Origin of the sequence: Zoogloea sp. (genome assembly GCF_041908905.1) — a bacterium.
In the GTDB taxonomy this organism is placed as follows: Bacteria; Pseudomonadota; Gammaproteobacteria; order Burkholderiales; family Rhodocyclaceae; genus Zoogloea.
The window spans coordinates 222,991-243,682 of record NZ_JAYREK010000001.1 but is presented as its reverse complement, the minus strand read 5'-3'; the positions used below and the strand labels follow the sequence as shown (position 1 = coordinate 243,682).

Genomic DNA, 20,692 nt, shown 5'->3' with positions numbered 1-20,692 from the left:
GGCCCGACTGTCTGGTCACCTTCTGGTCGCAGCGGCGTCAAAGCCGGTCCAATCCGATCCAAATGCGGGGCCTGGCGAGGGCCGTGATGCGACCGAGAGCTTCTTCAACAGCCTCAAGAACGAGCGAGTGCATGGCGTGCGTTACGCGACACGCGCCGAGGCGGCAAGCGACCTGTTCCAGTACATCGCCGTGTTCTACAACCGGAGCCGCCGCCACTCCACCCTGGGATACCTGTCCCCGACCACGTTCCTGCGGAACTGGATCGAACGACAGGATCAGCAAGAAAAGGCAGCATAAGGGCGACCGGTTGGAACGCGGAAAACGTAGGGCACCTCAGATTCGTTGCGCCCGCCCGCGTAGCCGTCTGTCCGCTTGCTCCGGGTTTGAACATGAATTCAAATGAAGGCCCACAACAGGAGGAGACCCCGCCCATGGCCAGCGCCACCGACCCCGACTTCGCAGACCGCGTCCGTGAGAGCTTTGCGCGCCAGAACGTGATGCATCTGATCCGTGCCACCTTGCCGGTCGTGGAGCCCGGGCGCACGGAGATCCATCTGCCCCACTGGGAGGGGGTCGAGCAGCAGCACGGCTTCGTCCATGGGGGTGTGGTCGGCACGATTGCCGATTCGGCCGCCGGCTACGCGGCGATGACGGTGGTGCCGGCCAATGCCTCGGTGCTCACCGTCGAGTACAAGATGAACCTGATGGCGCCGGCGGATGGGGAGAAGCTGATCGCCCGTGGCGAGGTGGTGCGCCCGGGGCGGACCCTGATCGTGACCCGGGCCGAGGTGTTTGCCGTCAAGGCGGGTCGGGAGACCCTCTGCGCGTTGATGCAGCAGACCATCATGGTCATGCACGGCAAGACCGAGAAATGAGACGGATCGTCCGCTGATCCAGCGGTACGGCGGGCCCTGCGGGGAGCGGGGTGGGCCGGGAGGAGGGCACTTGCGCGCAGGGCGCCTGGACGGCCCCGGCGGTGGGGGCGTTCGTTGCCGGCCGGCAGCCGGGCGCCGTTCTGTCGGCCTGGGTGCCGGCTGCGCCGTGGGGCACGGGCGCAGCACGCCATCGCAGCGGATCGGCGTCTCAGGCCTTGCGGCGGCGAGTCAGGCCGAGGCCGGCGAGGCCCAGGCCCAGCAGCGCCATCGAGGCGGGCTCGGGGACGCTGTTGGAACCGAGGAGTTCGAATGCCAGGCCGTAGCCGACGTTGACCCAGGAGCTCTGGTTGTAGCTGAGCCCGCCGAAGCTCGGGCCGTCGGAGGTTTCCCAGCCCCAGGTGTCCGCCGCGCTGTCGGCGTTGGACAGGCTGATGAAATAGGTGCCGGCGGTCAGGCCGATGTCGGTGAAGCTTGCCTGGTAGGCATATTCGCGATCGCTGCCGCTGACCACGGCGCCGGTTTCGCTGCGGGAGCCGGAGCCCAGCGCGATCGTGTGCAGCAGGTTGCCCGGCATGCTGCCACCCTCGTAGATGCGCAGGGTGAAGTTGTCGGTGCCGGGCTGGCTGGCCGGGTAGCTGATCCCGAACCAGTTCATCTGGTTGGCCGTCACGTTGCCGGCCAGGGCGAAGAACGCGCCGGTTTCGGTGTAGGTGTAGCCGGCATCGGCGAACACCCCTGCGTACTGGTTGGGGGCCCCCCCGTCCACGACCACCGACGGTGCGGCCTGGACGGCCATGGCAGACAGGAACAGGGATGAGGCGAGGAGCAGTTTTTTCATGATGCTTACCTTTGTGTGAATTACCAAAAGCAAGCAGCGCAAGAAGCATGCTTGATTTTTGCCGTTTTGCCGCGTTTTTGGGCGGTGGGTGGCAAGTTCTTTTAAGGCGATGTTTTGCTTTGGCTTTTTGGGGAGCGTGATTTTTTTCGCATTTCCTGATTTGGGTTTTGAATTGTCTGGCTGGAGGATTTCTCCGGCCAATCGCCCCCGGCGATACCCGAGTGTAAAAAATCACGACACACAAAATCACAGGTCTTTTGCCAGGCCAAACCGGCGGGCGGGGGTGAAGCCTGGCGTCGGGTGCCGTGCGTCAGGCCGTTTTGCCGGGGGCCTGGGGGGGCGCGATCACCAGCGCCTTTTCGCTGTCGTCCAGGGCTTCCACCCAGTCGAGCTGTTTTTCGAGAATGGCCACGGTGGCTTCGGAGGCGTCCCCGCGACGGGTCTGCAGGCGGTGCCGGAGTTCGTCCAGCGGTGCCGTGCAGGCCAGGATCGCAAAGCGGGCACCGTGGGCCGCCGCCAGCGCCTGGAAGGCGTGCCGCTCATCGCGCCTCAGGAAGGCCGCGTCGATGATCACCGACCAGCCGGCGGCGAGCAGACTGGCCGCGGTGTCGGCCAGGTGCGCGTAGGTGCGCCGGGTTGCGTCGGCGGTGTAGATGCCGGCGTCGGCCGTCGAGCGGCTGTCGGCCAGCGCGTGCAGTCCGAAAAGGCGCTTGCGTTCCACGTCGGAGCGCAGGCGCAGGGTGGCGGCGCGGGGGTCGGCCCGCAGCAGCGCGCTGCTCCGGGTGGTTTTGCCCGACCCGGACAGGCCGAAGGTGATGGTCAGGCGCGGCGGCGGTGGCGCGGCGAGGGTTTCGGCGAGGCCCAGGTAGTCGTCGGCGCGGGCCGCGTCGCCGCCGAGGGCGGCAACCTTGGCGCGCACCATCGCCCGGTACGCGGCGTAGAAGCGCAGCACCGGCACGGCGCCGAAATCGCCGGATTCGGCCAGCCACTCGTTGAGCAGCCAGCCGGCCAGGTCGGGGTGGCCGCGGTCGAGGAGGTCCACATAGGTGAAGGCGATCTCCGAGGCGACGTCGATCCAGCGCAGCGGCGCGCTGAACTCGATGCAGTCGAAGGGCGTCACCTGGCCGTCGAGGAGCACCAGGTTGCCCAGGTGGAGGTCGCCGTGGCATTCGCGCACCCGTCCGCCGGCCTTGCGGGCGGCCAGCTGGGGCGAGATGCGCGCAAACTCGGCCCGCGTCCAGGCCGCCAGCGCGGCGAGCCGGGGCGCGGCGGCGGGGAGCAGGGGGGCGAGCGTGGTGAAGTTGTCGAGGGCCTGGGCGAGCACTTCGTCCGGCGCGCCGAAGGGGGTGTCCGGCCCGGCCACGGCGGCGGCGGCGTGGAAGGCCTGCAGGCCGCGGGCGAGCCCGCTGAGCTGCGCCAGGCTGAGCCCGCCCCGCGCGCAGACGTGGTCGAGGCGCTGGGCTTCGGGGAAGCGGCGCATCTTCACCGCCCATTCGCCGCTGTCGCCCACCGCCTCCAGCCCCAGGTACAGGGCGGGGGCGAAGCGCCGGTTGAGGCGCAGCTCTTCCTCGCAGCAGCGCCGCCGCAGCGCGGGCGTGCCGTAGTCGAGGAAGGGCAGGGTGATCGGCTTCTTGAGCTTCCAGGCGAACTCGCCGGCCAGCAGCAGCCAGGAGATGTGGGTCTCGATGAGTTCGGCGCCGAGGCGGCGGCGGAAGGCGTCGAGCCAGGCGGGCAGGGGCGTGGTCATGGCCCCATTATCCCGCCGCCCGGGGCCTTTGCGTCACCCCGGGGTCAGCGGGGCAGGCCCAGGAGGCCGGTGGTGAGCAGCAGGAGGGTGTATTTGAGGGGGATGTTGATCGCCGCCGTGTAGGCGCCGGTCACGGTGACCGCGCCGAGCACCGCGGGAATCGCGTTGGCCCGCTCGGGGGGCGTGCCCCAGCGGTTGTCGGCCTGTTCGCCGGGCCAGGCCAGCAGGCCGAGCCACACCAGGATGCCGAAATACGGTGCGCCCAGCGCCAGGGGTTCGAACCGTGAGCAGTAGGGCACCAGCGGTTCCAGGTGGAGGAGGGGGCTGACCAGGGTGCCGAGGCCGGGAAACTGGGCCATGATCTCCCGCACGTGGGGGAGCGAGGCGGCCAGGATCACGCCGGGGGGCAGCAGGGTGGCCAGTGCCCAGGCGCCGCTCAGCCCGAGGTCGTGGAGGCGCAGCCAGGCGGCCCGCAGCGGGTAGAGCAGCAGCAGCAGGGCCAGCACCGCCGCCGGCAGCCCCCAGGCGATGTCGGCGAGCAGCAGGCGCAGCGGCAGGAACAGCCCGCCGGCGACGAGGGTCACGCAGGAGGCCGCGAGGTAGGCGTCCCGCCCGAAGCGCCCGTTCAGCCCGAGGCCGAAGATCGGCGGCCTGGCCGGGTCGGTGTCGGCGGGCGGCCCGTCGCCGGTAGCCGCTGCGCTGCGGTGCGGGCAGGCGGCCGGCGCGGAGGGCTGCGCGCGGGCGCTGAGCGGGGGGTCGATCATCACCTTGAGGCCCAGCTCGTGGAGCTGCTGCCGCCATTGTTCCGCCTCGTCGGCGCTGAGCTGCTCGCGCAGCTTGACCTGCCGGCCGGAGAACATTTCGGTGAGCACGCTTTCCGGGCACTGGAAGGTTCTCTGGATGGCCCGCCGGACGGCCAGCGGGTCGTGGCCGGGGAGGGTCTTGCCAAAGCACAGAATGGCGTGGTCGGTATGCATGTCGGGATCCTGGGCGAGATCACGCATTCTAATCGCGTATTCGTTAAAAATGATGGCGGATGAATGTCCTTGTACCCATTCTTTGCGCCGTGGGCCCGGGGTGCTATCTTTCGGCGCCTTCCGGAGCCCGCCATGACCGTCGCCAGCCCCCCCGACACCAGCCCCCCCGACACCAGCCCCTTCGACACCAGCCCCTTCGACACCAGCCCCTTCGACCGCCGCCCCCGCAGCCTCGCCGAGGCCGAGGCGCAGATCGCCGAGATCCGGGCGCTGCTGGGCGCGGCCGGCCACGCCCACCGCAACCCGCCGCCGCCGCCCACCACCTGCTGCGGCCGGGGCTGCAACGGCTGCGTGTGGGAGGGCTACTACGCGGCGCTGCAGTGGTGGCGCGAGGATGCGCGGGCGCTGCTCGGCGGCTGACGGGCCAGCCCGCCGCGCCCACGCGGCCCACGCTTGGCACTTTCCCTGAAAACCCCGTAAAATCCGCGCCTTGCCGAGGAGCGTTGCGACCTGCTGGTCCGTCGGATTACAAGCAGGCCAGGCTCGGCAACCGATCAACGGCGCTCGCAAACCAACCGGTTTGTCGCGCCGTTTTTCTATTGCGCGCCCCGGCCCGTCTTTTCAAGGAACCGTCATGCAACCCGACCGCACGCCCGAACTCCAGTCCCTTCTCACCCACCGCATCCTGATCCTCGACGGGGCGATGGGCACGATGATCCAGCAGCACAAGCTGGGCGAAGCCGACTACCGGGGCGCCCGCTTCGCCGAGCATGGCAAGGACCTCAAGGGCAACAACGACCTGCTGGTGCTGACCCGCCCCGACGTGGTGGGCGGCATCCACCGGGCCTACCTCGAGGCCGGCGCCGACATCATCGAGACCTGCACCTTCAACGCCACCCGCGTGTCGCAGGCCGAATACGGCCTCGCCGACGTGGCCTACGAGCTCAACGTCGAGGGTGCCCGCCTGGTGCGCCAGCTGTGCGACGAGTTCACCGCCGCCAACCCGGCCAAGCCGCGCTTCTGCGCCGGCGTGCTCGGCCCCACCTCGCGCACCCTGTCGATCTCGCCCGACGTGAACGACCCGGGCTACCGCAACATCAGCTTCGACGCGCTGGTGGACGACTACTACGACTCGGCCAAGGGCCTGCTCGAAGGCGGCGCCGACATCCTGCTGATCGAGACCATCTTCGACACACTGAACGCCAAGGCCGCGGTGTTCGCCGTCGAGAAGCTGTTTGCCGACCTCGGCCAGCGCGTGCCGGTGATGATCTCCGGCACCATCACCGACGCCTCCGGCCGCACCCTGTCGGGCCAGACCGCCGAGGCCTTCTGGAACTCCCTCAGCCATTCGCAGCCGATCAGCTTCGGCCTCAACTGCGCGCTGGGCGCCAAGGAGCTGCGTCAGTACGTGGAGGAGCTCTCCAACGTCTGCGACACCTTCGTGTCGGCCCACCCCAACGCCGGCCTGCCCAACCCCCTGTCGCCCACCGGCTACGACGAGACCCCCGAGCAACTGGCCGGCGAGATCGTCGAGTGGGCCCGCAGCGGGCTGGTGAACATCGTCGGCGGCTGCTGCGGCACCTCGCCGGCCCACATCAAGGCGATCGCCGAGGCGGTGAGCCTGGTCACCCCGCGCACGATCCCCCACGTCGAGAAGAAGCTGCGCCTGTCGGGCCTCGAGCCCTTCAACGTGGGCGCCGACTCATTGTTTGTTAACGTCGGCGAGCGCACCAACGTCACCGGTTCGCGCGCGTTTGCGCGGATGATCCTCGAGGGCCGCTTCGACGACGCCCTGGCGGTGGCCCGCCAGCAGGTCGAGAACGGCGCCCAGGTCATCGACATCAACATGGACGAGGCGATGCTCGACTCCATGGCGGCGATGGAGAAGTTCCTCAAGCTGATCGCCTCCGAGCCGGACATCTCCCGCGTGCCCATCATGCTCGACTCGTCCAAGTGGAGCGTGATCGAGGCCGGCCTCAAGTGCATCCAGGGCAAGGGGGTGGTGAATTCCATCTCGATGAAGGAGGGCGAGGCAGAGTTCCTGCGCCAGGCCCGCCTGTGCCGCCAGTACGGCGCCGCCGTCATCGTGATGGCCTTCGACGAGAAGGGCCAGGCCGACACATTCGCCCGCAAGACCGAGATCTGTCAGCGCGCCTACGCGCTGCTGGTGGGCATCGGCTTCCCGCCCGAAGACATCATCTTCGACCCCAACATCTTCGCCATCGCCACCGGCATCGAGGAGCACGACAACTACGCGGTCGACTTCATCAATGCGGTGGCCTGGATCAAGGCCAACCTGCCCCACGCCAAGGTGAGCGGCGGCGTCTCCAACGTGAGCTTCAGCTTCCGCGGCAACGACCCGGTGCGCGAGGCGATCCACACGGTGTTCCTGTACCACGCCATCAAGGCCGGCATGAGCATGGGCATCGTCAATGCCGGCATGCTCGGTGTTTACGACGACCTGGCCCCCGAGCTGCGCGACAAGGTGGAGGACGTCGTCCTCAACCGCCACCCGGGCGCCGGCGAGGCGCTGGTGGAGTTTGCCCAGACCGTCAAGGAGGGCAAGGCCAAGGATGCCGGCCCCGATCTCTCCTGGCGCGAGCAGCCCGTCGAGGCGCGCCTCAGCCACGCGCTGGTCAAGGGCATCACCGACTTCGTGGTGGCCGACACCGAGGAGGTCCGCGCCAAGCTCGCCGCCGAGGGCAAGCCGCCGCTGGCGGTGATCGAAGGCCCGCTGATGGCCGGCATGAACGTGGTCGGCGACCTCTTCGGCGCCGGCAAGATGTTCCTGCCCCAGGTGGTCAAGTCGGCCCGCGTGATGAAGCAGGCGGTGGCCCACCTGATCCCCTTCATCGAAGAAGAGAAGCTGCGCACCGGCGCCACCAGCAAGGGCAAGATCGTGATCGCCACCGTCAAGGGCGACGTGCACGACATCGGCAAGAACATCGTCGGCGTGGTGCTCGGCTGCAACGGCTACGAGGTGGTGGACCTCGGCGTGATGGTGCCCTGCGACAAGATCCTCGCCGCCGCCCGCGAGCATGGCGCCCAGGCCATCGGCCTGTCGGGCCTGATCACCCCGTCGCTGGAGGAGATGAGCCACGTGGCCGCCGAGATGCAGCGCCAGGGCTTCGCCGACGGCCAGCCCATCCCGCTGCTGATCGGCGGCGCCACCACCAGCCGCGCCCACACCGCCATCAAGATCGCCCCCCACTACGGTGGCCCGGTGATCTACGTGCCGGACGCCTCCCGCGCCGTCGGCGTGGTCACCAGCCTGCTCTCCGAGGGCCAGCGCGACGGCTACGCCGCCGAGGTGGCCGCCGACTACGACAAGATCCGCGCCCAGCACGCCGGCAAGAAGGGCGTCACGCTGGTGAAGCTGGCCGAGGCCCGCGCCAACGCCTTCCGCTGGAACGCCGACCCGGCCTACACCCCGGCCAAGCCGGCGCAGCTCGGCGTGCAGTCCTTCGACATCGACCTCGCCGAGCTCGTCGACTACATCGACTGGGGCCCCTTCTTCCAGACCTGGGACCTGGCCGGCAGCTACCCGAAGATCCTCCAGGACGACCTCGTCGGCGAGACCGCCCGCGAACTCAAGTCCGACGCCGAGGTGATGCTGGCCCGCATGGTCGCCGAGCAGGACACCCGGCCGTGGGTGCGCGCCAAGGCGGTGTTCGGGCTGTTCCCGGCCAACGCGGTGGGCGACGACATCGAGATCTACGCCGACGAGACCCGCGCCGAGGTGCTGATGACCTGGCACGGCCTGCGCCAGCAGCACGAGCGCCCGGCCGGCAAGCCCCACTACTGCCTGGCCGACTTCGTGGCCGGCAAGGACAGCGGGGTGGCCGACTACGTGGGCGCCTTCGCCGTCACCGCCGGCCTCGACATCGAGGAGCGCCTCGCCGCCTACGAGCGCGCCCACGACGACTACCACGCGATCATGCTGAAGGCCCTCGCCGACCGCTTCGCCGAGGCCGCCGCCGAGTGGCTGCACGCCCGCGTGCGCAAGGAGTTCTGGGCCTACGCGCCGGCCGAGACGCTGAGCTGCGACGAGCTGATCAAGGAAGCCTACCGCGGCATCCGCCCGGCCCCCGGCTACCCGGCCTGCCCGGACCACACCGTGAAGGGCCCGCTGTTCAAGCTCCTCGACGCCCCGGCCCGCACCGGCATGGGTCTCACCGACAGCTTCGCGATGACCCCGGCGGCGGCGGTGAGCGGCTTCTACTTCGCCCACCCGGACGCCCACTACTTTGCGGTCAGCAAGATCGGCCGCGACCAGCTGGAGGATTGGGCCCGGCGCACCGGCATGACCGTGGCCGAGGCCGAGCGCTGGCTGGCGCCGCTGCTGTAAGCACGGGCGGCGCTTGTCCGGACGAGCATCTGGGGCGGCTGCGGTCGCCCCAGGTGCTTTTTTGATGCGCAGATTTGAGTCCGTTCAAGTCCTGGCTGCGATTGTTCAGGTCTGGCTTGAACTTTTTCAGCGTTGAGTTGAGCGAGTTCAAGTCGTACCTGAAAAGTTTCAAGTCCAGGCTCGGTGAGTTCAATTTTGACTTGAACCCGTTCAAGTCCGCGCTCGGCGAGTTCAAGTTTTAGCTGCAAAATGTTCAAGTCCGAGCTGAACATTTGCAGCGTCGACGGGAACTTGTTCAAGTCGAACCCGAGTGGGCCGGGCTTGGGGCTACGATGGTTCAAGCCCGACTTGAACCGTGATGGCCCAAAGTTATGCCCTTCTACGGAGAGAGCCCATGCGGTATGCGCGCCTGTTGATCCTGCTGATGCTCGCCGGCACGGCTGCGGTGGCCGGGCCGCTGGTGCTCACCGACCCGGGGGGCGCCTACGAACCGGGCAGCCTGCCGGCGGGGCGGGGCTGGCTGGCGCTGGAGTGCGCGGCAGGCTGTGCGTTGCGCGCCACCGGCCTGCAGCTCAGCCGCCAGACGGTGCTCCATCTCGATGAATTCCGCGTGCCGCTGGAGATCCCGCGGGTCAAGGGCAGCCCGCTGGCGCTCTTTCATGGGCTGGCGCTGGCCCCGGGGCCGGTGGTCCGCTGGCACGGGGCCGAGGGGGACGTGGAGCGCGCCAGCGCGCAGCTGCGGCGGCTCGGGCGGTGGGCCGTTCCGGGGGATGGGCGCCCGCTGGCCCTGTCGTGGGTGCGCCTGCCCGATCAGGGGGGCTTCCGCTACCATCTGGGCGACGGCACGACGCGGCAGTTTTTGTTTGCGACGGCGGCGGAGGGCCATTACGGCGGCGACACGACCCCCCGCGTGTTGTGGGCGGGGGATCTGGACGGGGACGGCCTGGCCGACCTGCTGCTCAGCCTGCCCGACGACGACTGCGGTTTCGACGACCGTTTATATCTTTCTTCGATGGCCGGGCCCGGGCAGCTGGTGGGCCTGGCGGCGCGCTTCGCCGGGCGCCATCCCGCCTGCGGGTGCTGAGCCGGGGCTGGCCCGTCAGCGCCCGGCGGCCTTGTCGCGGGGCGTCCTGCGGCGCGGGCTGGCGGGGGCGGCCAGGCGGGCTTCGATCTGCTGCAGGGTTTCGCGGGCGGCGTCCAGCGTGGGGCCGCCGAGGGCGACGGCTTTTTGCGCCGCATCGCGGGCTTCGCGGAGGCGCTGGCGCTCCAGCAGGAGGCTGGCGAGGTTGTTCCAGGCGGCGGCCGCGTCGTGGCGGCGGGCGGCGGTGCGGAACACGGCCTCGGCTTCGGGTAGCGCGCCGGCCTTGTAGAGGCTGTTGCCGAGGCCCATCGCCAGGGTGAGGCTGCCCGGCCAGCGGGCCAGGGCGCTGCGGTAGGCCGTGGCGGCGCGCAGGGGCGGGGCGGTCTTCTCGAAGGCGACCAGGGCGGAGGTGGTCTGCGCCTCGTCGGCGCTGGCGGCGAGCCGGCCCGGCGGCAGCACCACGAAGGCCCAGCTGCCGGCCCGGGCCCAGGTGTGCTCGAAGGTGTCGAAGGGCAGCAGCTGGCGCTCGAGGGGGCCGGAGCGGAGCAGGAAGGTGCCCTCGTCGAGGTCGTAGCCGATCACCACCGCGTAATGCCACGACGGCGCCCACGTCAGCCCCAGGTTGAGCAGCACCACCACCGGCTGGCCGGCGGCGGTCTCGCGCAGCAGGGCGTCGAGGCGGCCGGGGATCTCGATGGCCAGCGCGCCGTTGCGGCGGGCGCCGGTGAGCATCTCGACCTGTAGCGTGCCCTGCCGCCCGGGCAGGAAGATCTGGCGGGCGAGCTGCTTCGGCGGGGTGGCGAGGCCGGCGGCGCCGAGGGCCATCGCCAGCGCGGCGGGGCCGCACTGGTAGTCTTCCTGGGGGTGGAAGGGCGTCGCCGCCAGCTCGACCCGCCGCGGCAGGCCGGCGGGCGGGGCGCTGCGCAGGGTGGCGCTGCCGGGGGCGCCGAGGCTGGCGCAGCCCGCCAGCCCACCGAGCATCAGCGCGCTGGCAGCGGTGATGAAGCGGCGCCGGTGGGCCACCATCCTCAGCGGATCGAGCGGGTGAACGGGAAGACCTTGGTGAAGCCGAGGATGTCGGTGACCAGCAGCACGAAGAAGACGAACAGGATCACCTCGATGATGCCGCCGGCCGGGGCCTTGTCGATCTCGCCGGCGAGGCGCAGGGCTTCGTCGTCGGTGAGAGCGGCGACGCGCTCGCCGGCGTCGCTGGCGCTGACGCCCAGGGCCTGCAGGCGGGCCTGCACGTCGGCGCGGGCGAAGGCTTCGTTGAGCAGGGCGCGGGCGGCGTCGGCGGAGCGGGCCTGGGCCACCTGTTCGGTGCCGATCATCGCGGCCTGGGCGGTCTGGACGAAGCCGACGTGGGCGGTGCTGACGATGAGCAGGGCGGCGAGGGTCTGCTTGAGGCGCATGGGGGGAGTCTCGTCTGAAAGGGAAAGGCCTGGATCGTCCCATTCCGGGCGGCCGGCTTCAAGCGGCAAGCTGTAACACCCCGTTAAGCATGCCACGCGCCGGCCCGGTGCCGGGAGGCGGGCGGGCCGGTGTCACTTCTTGCCCGGCGCAGCCTCCAGGGTCTTGCCGTCGGGGAGCTGGCTCTCGAGGTAGCGGCGGCAGTCGGCGCTGGCCTGCCCGTAGGCCACGGCGGTGGCGAGGGCGCTCAGCAGGTCGAGGGCGGCGGGCTGGCCGTGGCCTTCGGCAAGGGCGACCATGTTGTTCATCGCGCCCACGTACATGCGTTGCTGGATCGCCGCGCTGCGGCAGGGGGCGGCGGGGCTGTCGGGCGCATCGCCGAAGGTCTTTTCGATCCGCTGCACGAGGGCTTCGGCCTCCCGCTCGGCGGCGAGGCGGGCGGCGACGGGTTTCTTGAACCACAGCCGGGTGGGCTCGATGGGCTTCACGATGTCGGCGTGGAGGGCCCGCAGCTGCTTGAGGTTGAGGGTGGCGGCGGCCGGGGCGGCGGAGGAGATCGCGACGGCGTTGGAGACGGTCCGGGAGTACGTGAGGGTGTAGGTGAGGGACAGCGGGGTGTCCGCCGGGACTGCGATCGCGGGGGCGGACAGCAGCAGGCTGGCGAGCAGGGATCGGTTCATGATGGACAGGGCGTTCGGCATGCGATTCGGGAGCGGAGCCGCCGAGCGGTGGCGGCCAGCCCCGAACATACCCGCCGGCGGCCCGCCTGGGAAGGCCCGCCGGGCGCGGGTTGCGGGGCGGGCGCTGCCTAGCGGCCGAATGTGGCCTTGACCACCTCGAGGAGGGCTTCGGCGACCTCCTGGTCGTCGGTGAGGCTCTCGACCAGCGCCGAGCGGCAGGCTTCCACCGGGTCGAGGCCGACCTTGACGAGCTTGGCCGCATACACCAGCAGGCGGGTGGAGACGACCTCTTCGAGGTCCACGTCCTTGAGGCTGCGCAGGCGCTGGGCGATGGACACCAGCTGGCGGGCGAGCTGCGGGTCGCAGGCGGCTTCACCGAGCAGGATGGACTCTTCGCGGGTGGCGGAGGGGAAGTCGAAGCGCAGGCTGACGAAGCGCTGGCGGGTGGAGGGCTTGAGGCCCTTCAGGAAGTTCTGGTAGCCCGGGTTGTAGGACATCACCAGCATGAAGCGGTCGGGGGCGTGGAGCAGCTCGCCGGTGCGGTCGATGGGCAGCACGCGGCGGTCGTCGGCCAGCGGGTGGATCACCACGGTGGTGTCGCGGCGGGCCTCGACGACCTCGTCGAGGTAGCAGATGCCGCCCTCGCGCACGGCGCGGGTCAGCGGGCCGTCGCACCAAACGGTCTGCCCGTCGCCGAGCAGGTGGCGGCCGACCAGGTCGGCGGCGGTGAGGTCGTCGTGGCAGGCCACGGTGTATAGCGGCAACCCGAGCTTGGCCGCCATGTGGGCGACGAAGCGGGTCTTGCCGACGCCGGTGGGGCCCTTGATGAGCAGCGGCAGGCGGTTCTTCCAGGCCTGCTCGAAGACTTCGATCTCGTTGCCGGCGGCTTCGTAGAAGGGAATGTTGAGGGGCGCGTTCATGGCAGAGCAATCCAGTAGGCAACGGCGATCAGCGCCGAGACGAGCAGCAGCCAGCCGAGCAGCAGGCCGCGCCAGAAGAAGCGGACCCCGCGCAGGCCCATGAAGTCGAGCATCACCAGCCGGCCCTTGACGATGCTGATGGCCAGCAGCGCGGCCATCGCCAGCGGGCCGGCGATGCCGATCTGCGTGCCCACCTCGCCGATGGCGTAGGTGGCGGCGGTCGCGAGCATCAGCACGACCCACACGACATTGAGCTGGCGGGTGTTCATCATCGACCTCCGGGGTGACGGGGCGGACGCACGGGCGCGCGGGGGTTCATCATCGCATCACATAGACCAGCGGGAACAGCACGATCCACACCAGGTCAACCATGTGCCAGTAGGCGGCGCCGCTCTCGATGCCGTTCATGTTGCCCGGCCCGTAGGCGCCCTGGCGGGTCTTCCACCACAGGGCGGCGAGGATCACCAGCCCGAGGATGACGTGCATGAAGTGGAAGAAGGTGAGCGACAGATAGAACATGTAGAAGGTGTTGGTGGACAGGTTGATGCCCGCGGAGAACTTGTCGGCGTACTCGAAGCCCTTCACCACCAGGAAACCGCCGCCGCACAGGATGCCGGCGGCGAGCCAGCGGGCGCCGGTGGCGGCGCGGCTGCGTTCGACGGCCTCGACGGCGCGGGCCACGCACCAGCTGCCGGTGATCAGCAGCACGGTGTTGACGGCGCCGGCCTGGCGGTCGAGGTGCTGCTGCATTTCGTTGAAGAGCGCGACGTTGTGGGCGCGCCCGAAGGCGTAGGCGCCGAAGAAGACGCCGAAGGCCAGCAGCTCGGCCAGGATGAAGAACCAGATCGCCAGGTCGCCCGGCGGGGCGATTGCGGGGACGGGGTCGGGGTCGGGGCGGGTGTCCATGGGTGGGATGATCCCGGAGGCGGTGACGGATGACCTTGATTTGTGACAAGTGCCCGGGCACTCTTGCGATTTGATAAAACCATCAAGTTCACTGGTAATTGGGCGTTTGTTCTGGCCAGGCTTGCTGAAAACAGGGAAATCAGATGCGAGTGCTCTTTGTGGACGACGCCTGTGCGGTCGTAAATGCCTTCACCGCCAAGCTGAAGGCGATGGGGCATGAGGTCGTCGCCGCGGCCAACGGCGCCGAGGCGCTGGAGCGCTTCCGGGAGATCTCCCCCGATCTGGTGTTCATGGACATCGCCATGCCGGTGATGGACGGCTTCGAGACGGTGCGCCATATCCGCGCCTTCGAGGCGACCCGGCAGTGGGCGTGGACGCCGGTGATCTTCCTGACCGCCACCGATACGGCCGAAAACCTCGTCGCCTCGATCCACGCGGGCGGTGACGCCTTCATCGCCAAGTCGGCGCCCACCGAGGCGCTGGAGGCCTACATGATGGCCATGGCGCGGATCGCCGCGCTGCGGGCCGAGCTGTCGCGGGCCAACCGCAAGCTGGCCAACCTGGCCAACCTGGACGGGCTCACCGGCCTGTTCAACCGGCGCTACATGGACCAGCGCCTCGACGAACTGTGGGGCATCCTCGGCAACGAGGGCGCGCCGCTGGGGTTGCTGCTGGTGGATGTGGACCACTTCAAGCAATACAACGACTGCTATGGCCACCTGCCCGGCGACGATGCCCTGCGCATGGTGGCCACCGCGCTGGCGCGGGTGGTCGACGGGGTGAACCGGGAAGGGCTGCCGGACGCCTTCGTGGCGCGCTATGGCGGCGAGGAGTTTGCGGTGATCCTGCCGCGTTGCCCGGCCAAGGGTTTTCCCCGCGTTGCCGAGGCGCTGCGGGCCGCGGTGGCGGGGCTGGAGATCCCCCACGAGGGCAACCAGCCCTGGGAGCGCGTCACCCTCTCGGTGGGCGGCGCCTATCTGCCGCGGACCAGCGGCCCCCTTGCCCAGCTGTTCCGCCAGGCCGATGCCCGGCTCTACGACGCCAAGCGCAGCGGCCGCAACAGGGTCGAGCTGATGTCGGCCTGAGCGCGACACCCTGGGAAACGCCGGGCCTCCCCAGGTTTCCCAGGCCCTGGGGGTTAGTAGATGAAGGGGATCAGCTTGCGGACGCGCCGCCGGTAGTCCGCGTAGGCCGGGAAGCGGGCGGCCAGCCAGGCTTCCTCGCGGCGCGACTTGATGTCGAAGAACACCACCAGCAGCGCGGCCCACAGCAGGCTCAGCCAGCCCTGCGCGTACAGCGCCCAGCCGAAGGCGGCCAGGATGATGCCGCAGTAGATCGGGTGGCGCACCCAGGCGTAGAGGCCGTGCTCCACCAGCTCGCAGCTGTCCTTGGGGTGGGGCAGCGGGGTGAGATGGCGCCCCAGGTTGAGGGCCGCGGCGGCGGCGATCAGGCCGCCGGCGGCAATCAGCGTGATGCCGAGCACCCGGGCGACGGCCGCCAGGGGCGCCGGCCAGGCCGAAGCGCCGGTCGGCCCGAAGACCACCAGCACACACAGCAGCAATTGCAGGCCGACGTACCACTCGCCGCGCCGGCCCTTCCACCAGGGATGTCGTTCCATCGGGGCCTCCGGAATGCCCCGGGGATGGGGCTCGCCGGGGCGCAGTCTGCCACGCCGCGGGGCGGGCCGCCAGGCGGAAGGCGTCGGCCCCCCGGGGCCGGGTTCAGCCGACCACGAAGCCGGGCACGTCGATGCGCACCGCCGGGCGGTCGAGGGCGACGGCGACGCAGGCGGCGAAGCGCCGGGCCCACTCGCCGCCCTGGGCGAAGCGCGGCTCGCCGCCGTACTTGGCGACGTTGAGGATCACGTCGAGGATGAGCACCTTGCCCATCGGGTTGGTCGGGGTGCATTCGAGCTCGTCGAACTCCTCGTGCAGCCATTCCCGCGCGCGGCCCGAATCGAGCCCGGCGACGTCGTCCGCGTGCACGTGGAATTCGTACTCCCGGTCGGCCTGGAAGGCCACGGTGACGGTGTACATGGCGGGTCTCCTCCCTGTCTTGATAGCCTGAGCGCCGCATTTTTCGGCGGCCCGCCGCCGGAAGCAAGTAACCGATTGTACGGATGGTGCTTTTCCGGCCCGTCCGGCGCGTCCGCCGGTCAGGGCCGGGCTGCGGCGGTCATTCTGGCGACCCGCCGGCTGCGCCGCACGGTGAGGACGTGGAGCCCCAGCCCGAGGGGAAGGCCGAAGCCGGCGAGCTGATGGACCAGGCTGAGGGGCGCGCGCCAGTCTTCGTCGGGCACGTAGTACAGCCCGTACCCCGTCAGCAGCAGGAGCAGCCAGGCCACGGCGAGGGAGGCGCCACTCGCCCGGTGCCGGCCGTGCTGCCAGGCGGGCAGCAGGTGGCTTGCCCACAGGCTGCCGAAGACGGCGATGCCGAACAGGGCGGCTGCCCCGTGGATGCGCATGGCCCAGGTTTCCAGCGGATGACGGGCGGCAAACTCGGGGAGCGGCAGCAGATGGTGGGCGACCAGCCACAACAGCCCGCTGCCGAGCAGCAGGCCGCTCCCCAGGTAGTTCGCGCGGCGCTGCCCCTGGCTGGGGCGTACCGGCTTTCGGGGCCGGGTGTGAAGGGTGTCATGCATGGTGGGGTTCCGGCGGCCGGTGGGAGAGTTCGAGGGCGGCCCAGAAGCCCGGGCTGGCGTGCACCCGGGCATCGGGTTCGATGATCGCCGCCTCGCACCCGCAGGCGTCGAGGACGGGCTGGCTGTCCAGGCCCCGCAGGGCGACGATCTTGGTCAGCCCGTCTGCCAGCCAGCAGGTGGGCGCCCAGACGCTGACGCTGCGGGCCCGGGCCGGGCGCAGGCCGGCCCGCGGGTCGACCAGGGGTGACAGCGGGATGTCCGGCCCCGTCCGGCCGAGGACGGTTTCGCCCGAGGTGGCCAGCGCCGCGTTGCGCAGCTGGCCGAACGGGACCAGCGCGGCCGGATCGGCGGGATTGCGCAGCAGGATCGGCAGCGGCCGGTCGGCCGGAGCGCGGCAGGCGTGGCGGAGATCGCCGCCGGCGTTGACGGTGGCCCGGCGCGCGCCGTGGGCGAGCAGGGTTTCGATGGCCTGATCCACCGCGTAGCCCTTGGCGATGCCGCCGAGGTCCAGCCACAGGGGGCGCCCGAAGCCGACCCGCCCGTCATCGAGGAGGTGGATGTCCTGCCAGCAGCCCCCGGTGGGCGGCGTGGCGCCGTCGGGTGGGGGCAGCAGGCGGCCGGCGACCAGCCGGGGGGCGACGCAGGGGTCGAAGGCGCCGTCCGAGAGGCGGGCCAGCGTGAGGGCGTGCTCCAGCACCCGGCGCGTGTCGGGGCCGACGGGCTGGGGCGCGCGGTGGGCATCCCGGTTCAGGCGGCTGAGTTCGCTGCCCGGGTGGTGGAAGCTCATCGCGGCCTCGATGGCGGCGATGCGCGCGAAGGCGGCATCGACGGCCGCCGCCGCGGCGCCGTCGCCGGCGTCGCTCGCCTCGATCTCCACGTAGGTGCCGAGGTACGGGCGGATCCGCCGCAGCGGCGCCGGGTTCATCTGGGCGTGGCCCGGGCCAGCTGGGCGTGGAAGGCGAGCAGGCGCTGCACGCCGGCGGTGAGGTGGCTGCAGGAGAGGGTGGCGCCGCTGATGTTCTTGATGTCGTCGCCGAAGTGGAAGGGCGTGTCGGCCCGGCGCCCGATGAACTGCCGGCGCCAGCCGGGGGTGCGCACCTCGAAGCCGTGGGTCTCCCGGTAGTCCAGGATCTCCAGCCCCCGCACGGCGCCGTCGGCACCGATCGACAGGGCGTAGGTGACCCATTCCACCTTGCCGATCACGTCGTCCACATACAGCGTGCCGAGCAGGCGCGAGCCCGCCCAGGCGTCGATCTGGCGGAGCTCGCCGCGCTGGCGCACCGGCGCGACGGCATCGAGGCTGCGCAGCTGCTCGGGGCTCAGCCGGATGCTGCGGGCGTCGAAGCGGTCGGCCTCGGGAAAGGCGGCGCGGGCGGCCTGGTCCGGGCTCATGGCCGGGGCGGCCCGGGCGGCGGGGACATGCAGCGCGGGGAGCCCGATGCCGGCCAGGGCGACGAGGGGCGTGACGGTCCAGGGGGCGAAGGGGGGCTTCATGCGCAGGGCCTCAGAACTGGTAGCCGATGCCGAGGTCGAGCCGGTCGCGGCTGCGCTCGACCTGGAAGCGCTGCACGTCGGCCTTGAGCACGACGTGTTCGCCCACCCGGAGGTTGGCGCCGGCGGTCAGGACCTTCTCGTCGCGGGCCGCGCCGCTGCCGATGCCGGCGGGGGCGTCGTAGCTCGCCGCGGTGTTGAACACCTCGTAACGGGTGAAGGGGCTCAGCTGGTATTCGTCGTGCTCCCACAGGCGGTAGGCGGCCTGGGTGTACCAGCCGAAGAAGGACTTGGGCACCAGGGTCGTGCCCGGCAGGTGGGCGTTCAGCGCCCCGGTGTCGGTGATGCTGCCGCGGGCGTACAGCGCGGAGAGGTCCCACCTGCCGGGGGTCCAGCGGGCGTGGGCGTCCCACAGGGTGATCCGGGCGTCCGGGGCGTACAGGCCGGCGTTGGCGGTGGACGGGTCCTTCAGCTTGTGGGATGCCTGCCCGGTGAACACGCCGGCCCCCACGTCCAGCCCGGGGGTGCCGCGCCAGGAGAGGGCGCCATAGACCGACAGGTTGTTGGCCCGGGCGAGCTGGCCCTCCTGGTGGATGGCGCCGAGGGGCGACTCCCGGCCTTCGGTGCCGGTGGCGTTCCATTTGTTGAGGTCGAAGCCGCTGGTCAGGCCGACGTCCCAGCTCAGGCCGGCCTCGGTGGCGCCAAAGGCGGACAGGCCGACCTCCCGCCAGGTGGAGGGGATGATCGCGGTTTCGACGAAATTGCGTTCGACGCCGTAATAGGTGGTCGGCTCGTGGCGCAGGTTGAGCCGGCCCAGCGGGATCAGGAACAGGCCGCCCTTGAGGCCGAGCCCGTCGCTGAGGCGGTGTTCCACGTAGGCCTGCTCGACGGAGGCTTCCCCCGAGTCGGTGGCGGACGTGACCCCGTGCTCGAACTCGAACTCGGTGACGATGCGGGTCCGCTCGGAGGCCTGGTGGCTCACGCCCAGCACGATCCGCCGGACATCCATCTGGGTCTGGCTCTGGTCGCGGAAGGGGCGGTTGTAGTTGATCTCGCCGTAGCCGAAGAAGCTGGTGGGGTTGGCCGGCGCGGCGGTGTAGGCATCGGCGCCGGCCATTCCGCCGGCCAGGCCGGGCAGGGCCTGGGGCGCGGGGGCCGCCGGGGCGGAGGTGACGACCGGGGCTATCGGCGCAGCAGGGGCAACCGGCGTGGCGGGGGCTGCGGTCACGGCCCGCGCCGGGGCTTGTGGGGGCGTTGCGGCGACCTGGGCCTTGACGGTCTTCAGCTCGGCCTTCAGGGATTCGATCTCCGCGACCATCTTCTCGAGTTGGGCGCGTAACCTGGCATCGCCGGCGGCGTGGGCGCTCCCGGTGGCGAACAGGGCGGCGAGGGCCAGGCAGATGGGCGTGGATTTCATGAAAGGCTCCGGTGGGGAATGGGGGCGGTGCGCGTCAGGGGGCGAAGCCGTCCGTGAGGGTCTGCAGGAAGCTCACCAGGTCTGCGATCTCGGCTTCGTTGAGCGCGGGGGCGTCGCCGGGCTTGCGGTTGTAGGGGGCTTCGGTGGTGTTCACGTTGCGGTGGTAGGCGGGCGGCAGGTCGTTGAACTTCTGCACCACGCCGTTGGCGTCGGTGGGGTACCACTCTTCCGGGTGGGTGTCGCGGCGCACGTAGAAGCGCACCGCGTCGGTCAGGGTCTTGATGGCGCCGTTGTGGAAGTAGGGCGCGGTCATCGCCACGTTGCGCAGCGTCGGAACCCGGAAGGCGCCGCACAGGTCGCTGCGGCCGGCCAGGTCGCCGCGGACCGGGCCGCACAGCCCCAGGTCGTGGTAGGCCGGGTTGGCGTTGGCCTGGATGTCGGGGTTGCGCGGCACGCCCAGCACGTCGTAGGTGTTGTCGGTAAACAGGGGCGGGTTGCCATTCACGCCGGTGCTGACGTGGCAGGCCGCGCAGTTGCCCTTGGCCGGGTCGTTGAAGAGGGACCAGCCCCGCAGCTCGGCCGCGCTGAGCGCCACCTTGCCCGCCTGCCAGAGGTCGAACTTGCTGCTGAACGGCGCGAAGTCCGGGTCTTCGAGCTGATACTGCTGGAGCGCGTACAGCAGGCGGGCGAAGGCGTCGGCCGGCGTGTCCAGGATGCCGGCGCCGAACACCTGGCGGAATTCGTCCGCGTGGCGCGAGCGCCTGAGCTTGGCCACCACGTCCTCGATGCTGGTGTTGGCCATCTCGTTGGGGTTGAGCAGCGGGCCGGCGGCCTGTTCGGCGAGGGTGTTGGCGCGACCGTCCCAGGTGAAGCCGCCGGTCGGTGTGCCGTCCTTGTCGAAGAAGAAGGCCGTGTTGAACTTGAGGTATTGCAGCGAGGGGGCCTGCCGCCCGGCTTCATGCCCGGCCTCGGCGCCGGCGGGCACCGAACGGGTGTCGGAGGCGGCGTGGTGGTTTGCCTTGACGTGGCAGCTCGCGCACGACTGGGTGCCGGTGCCGGACAGGACGGGGTCGTTGAAGAGCTTCTCCCCGACCTGGGCGGCGGCCGAGAGGGAGAGGGGGGCAGTGCCGCCCGCGCTGCCGTCTCCACCGCCGCCACAGGCGGAGAGGATGAGGGCCAGCAGGGTGCAGGCGATGGACGCAAGGCTGCGCATCGACGGCTCCAGACGGTTGGCGGGCGGACCACGCGTGGCGGGCGGCACGCGCGTGCCGCCCCGGGTTCTCGTCGCTGGCTGGCTGGGCGGGTCGATACCGGCTTGGCTGGCTGGCGGAGGCGAGGGAGTTAAACAAGACTCACTCGC

The 20,692-nt window shown here is 70.5% G+C and carries 21 protein-coding genes, 1 pseudogene and 1 riboswitch; of the genes and pseudogenes, 6 read left to right on the top strand and 16 right to left on the bottom strand.

The genetic code is table 11. From position 1 onward, the window contains the following. Nucleotides 1-91 precede the first annotated feature (91 nt). Both ACE3OU_RS01155 and ACE3OU_RS01150 read left to right on the top strand, forming a co-directional pair. Nucleotides 92-298 (top strand): annotated as a pseudogene (locus ACE3OU_RS01155) (IS3 family transposase); the annotation flags it as partial. A gap of 134 nt (nucleotides 299-432) precedes the next feature. Then, complete coding sequence (locus tag ACE3OU_RS01150; RefSeq protein WP_374239696.1) at nucleotides 433-876, top strand: PaaI family thioesterase; 444 nt, start codon at nucleotides 433-435, stop codon at nucleotides 874-876. Between the two features lie 208 nt (nucleotides 877-1,084). Here the strand turns inward: ACE3OU_RS01150 and ACE3OU_RS01145 are convergent, their stop codons facing one another. The 3 genes from ACE3OU_RS01145 to ACE3OU_RS01135 form a co-directional block, all read right to left on the bottom strand. Further along, nucleotides 1,085-1,714, bottom strand: coding sequence for a PEP-CTERM sorting domain-containing protein (locus tag ACE3OU_RS01145; RefSeq protein WP_374239695.1), 630 nt, complete (start codon nucleotides 1,712-1,714; stop codon nucleotides 1,085-1,087). A 310-nt stretch (nucleotides 1,715-2,024) separates the two neighbouring features. Beyond that, complete coding sequence (locus ACE3OU_RS01140) at nucleotides 2,025-3,461, bottom strand: AAA family ATPase (protein ID WP_374239694.1); 1,437 nt, start codon at nucleotides 3,459-3,461, stop codon at nucleotides 2,025-2,027. 44 nt (nucleotides 3,462-3,505) lie between these two features. Next, complete coding sequence (locus tag ACE3OU_RS01135) at nucleotides 3,506-4,438, bottom strand: DUF805 domain-containing protein (protein ID WP_374239693.1); 933 nt, start codon at nucleotides 4,436-4,438, stop codon at nucleotides 3,506-3,508. A gap of 132 nt (nucleotides 4,439-4,570) precedes the next feature. Between ACE3OU_RS01135 and ACE3OU_RS01130 the strand changes: the two genes are divergently transcribed. From ACE3OU_RS01130 to ACE3OU_RS01120, 3 genes are all read left to right on the top strand, one after another. Next, complete coding sequence (locus ACE3OU_RS01130; protein WP_374239692.1) at nucleotides 4,571-4,858, top strand: oxidoreductase-like domain-containing protein; 288 nt, start codon at nucleotides 4,571-4,573, stop codon at nucleotides 4,856-4,858. A gap of 69 nt (nucleotides 4,859-4,927) precedes the next feature. Beyond that, a riboswitch (S-adenosyl-L-homocysteine riboswitch) is annotated at nucleotides 4,928-5,011 on the top strand. 61 nt (nucleotides 5,012-5,072) lie between these two features. Next, nucleotides 5,073-8,786: a methionine synthase gene (metH, locus tag ACE3OU_RS01125; RefSeq protein ID WP_374239691.1), complete on the top strand. Its 3,714-nt coding sequence runs from the start codon at nucleotides 5,073-5,075 to the stop codon at nucleotides 8,784-8,786. A 394-nt stretch (nucleotides 8,787-9,180) separates the two neighbouring features. Continuing rightward, the gene (locus tag ACE3OU_RS01120; protein ID WP_374239690.1) at nucleotides 9,181-9,870 is read left to right on the top strand and encodes a hypothetical protein; all 690 of its coding nucleotides are present in this window, start codon (nucleotides 9,181-9,183) and stop codon (nucleotides 9,868-9,870) included. Nucleotides 9,871-9,885: 15 nt separating this feature from the next. On the opposite strand, the gene ACE3OU_RS01115 is transcribed toward ACE3OU_RS01120, so the two are convergent. The 6 genes from ACE3OU_RS01115 to ACE3OU_RS01090 all read right to left on the bottom strand — a co-directional run bounded on the left by ACE3OU_RS01115 (nucleotide 9,886) and on the right by ACE3OU_RS01090 (nucleotide 13,783). Beyond that, nucleotides 9,886-10,893: a PA2778 family cysteine peptidase gene (locus ACE3OU_RS01115; protein WP_374239689.1), complete on the bottom strand. Its 1,008-nt coding sequence runs from the start codon at nucleotides 10,891-10,893 to the stop codon at nucleotides 9,886-9,888. A gap of 2 nt (nucleotides 10,894-10,895) precedes the next feature. After that, nucleotides 10,896-11,279 (bottom strand): PA2779 family protein, encoded by a 384-nt coding sequence (locus ACE3OU_RS01110; protein ID WP_374239687.1) that lies wholly within the window; start codon nucleotides 11,277-11,279, stop codon nucleotides 10,896-10,898. Between the two features lie 132 nt (nucleotides 11,280-11,411). Beyond that, nucleotides 11,412-11,957: a hypothetical protein gene (locus tag ACE3OU_RS01105; RefSeq protein WP_374239686.1), complete on the bottom strand. Its 546-nt coding sequence runs from the start codon at nucleotides 11,955-11,957 to the stop codon at nucleotides 11,412-11,414. A 128-nt stretch (nucleotides 11,958-12,085) separates the two neighbouring features. Next, entirely contained in the window at nucleotides 12,086-12,877 is a 792-nt protein-coding gene (locus tag ACE3OU_RS01100) for a CbbQ/NirQ/NorQ/GpvN family protein (RefSeq protein WP_374239685.1), read from the bottom strand. Continuing rightward, nucleotides 12,874-13,146, bottom strand: a complete 273-nt coding sequence (locus tag ACE3OU_RS01095; protein WP_374239684.1) for a cytochrome C oxidase subunit IV family protein — start codon at nucleotides 13,144-13,146, stop codon at nucleotides 12,874-12,876. The genes ACE3OU_RS01100 and ACE3OU_RS01095 overlap by 4 nt, the downstream gene beginning before the upstream one ends. A gap of 49 nt (nucleotides 13,147-13,195) precedes the next feature. Continuing rightward, the gene (locus ACE3OU_RS01090; RefSeq protein WP_374239683.1) at nucleotides 13,196-13,783 is read right to left on the bottom strand and encodes a cytochrome c oxidase subunit 3 family protein; all 588 of its coding nucleotides are present in this window, start codon (nucleotides 13,781-13,783) and stop codon (nucleotides 13,196-13,198) included. A gap of 143 nt (nucleotides 13,784-13,926) precedes the next feature. Between ACE3OU_RS01090 and ACE3OU_RS01085 the strand changes: the two genes are divergently transcribed. Continuing rightward, nucleotides 13,927-14,868, top strand: a complete 942-nt coding sequence (locus ACE3OU_RS01085; protein ID WP_374239682.1) for a GGDEF domain-containing protein — start codon at nucleotides 13,927-13,929, stop codon at nucleotides 14,866-14,868. 53 nt (nucleotides 14,869-14,921) lie between these two features. On the opposite strand, the gene ACE3OU_RS01080 is transcribed toward ACE3OU_RS01085, so the two are convergent. The 7 genes from ACE3OU_RS01080 to ACE3OU_RS01050 all read right to left on the bottom strand — a co-directional run bounded on the left by ACE3OU_RS01080 (nucleotide 14,922) and on the right by ACE3OU_RS01050 (nucleotide 20,545). After that, nucleotides 14,922-15,401: an isoprenylcysteine carboxylmethyltransferase family protein gene (locus tag ACE3OU_RS01080; RefSeq protein ID WP_374239681.1), complete on the bottom strand. Its 480-nt coding sequence runs from the start codon at nucleotides 15,399-15,401 to the stop codon at nucleotides 14,922-14,924. Between the two features lie 103 nt (nucleotides 15,402-15,504). Further along, nucleotides 15,505-15,819 carry a hypothetical protein gene (locus tag ACE3OU_RS01075; protein ID WP_374239680.1) on the bottom strand — a complete coding sequence of 105 codons (315 nt, stop codon included), beginning with the start codon at nucleotides 15,817-15,819 and terminating at the stop codon, nucleotides 15,505-15,507. A 119-nt stretch (nucleotides 15,820-15,938) separates the two neighbouring features. Beyond that, nucleotides 15,939-16,424, bottom strand: coding sequence for a hypothetical protein (locus ACE3OU_RS01070; protein WP_374239679.1), 486 nt, complete (start codon nucleotides 16,422-16,424; stop codon nucleotides 15,939-15,941). Beyond that, nucleotides 16,417-17,349, bottom strand: a complete 933-nt coding sequence (locus ACE3OU_RS01065; RefSeq protein WP_374239678.1) for an FAD:protein FMN transferase — start codon at nucleotides 17,347-17,349, stop codon at nucleotides 16,417-16,419. The genes ACE3OU_RS01070 and ACE3OU_RS01065 overlap by 8 nt, the downstream gene beginning before the upstream one ends. After that, the gene (locus ACE3OU_RS01060) at nucleotides 17,346-17,918 is read right to left on the bottom strand and encodes an FMN-binding protein (RefSeq protein WP_374239677.1); all 573 of its coding nucleotides are present in this window, start codon (nucleotides 17,916-17,918) and stop codon (nucleotides 17,346-17,348) included. The genes ACE3OU_RS01065 and ACE3OU_RS01060 overlap by 4 nt, the downstream gene beginning before the upstream one ends. Nucleotides 17,919-17,928: 10 nt before the next feature. Next, nucleotides 17,929-19,332, bottom strand: a complete 1,404-nt coding sequence (locus tag ACE3OU_RS01055) for a porin (protein WP_374239676.1) — start codon at nucleotides 19,330-19,332, stop codon at nucleotides 17,929-17,931. A gap of 34 nt (nucleotides 19,333-19,366) precedes the next feature. Further along, complete coding sequence (locus tag ACE3OU_RS01050; protein ID WP_374239675.1) at nucleotides 19,367-20,545, bottom strand: cytochrome-c peroxidase; 1,179 nt, start codon at nucleotides 20,543-20,545, stop codon at nucleotides 19,367-19,369. Between the last annotated feature and the right edge of the window lie 147 nt (nucleotides 20,546-20,692).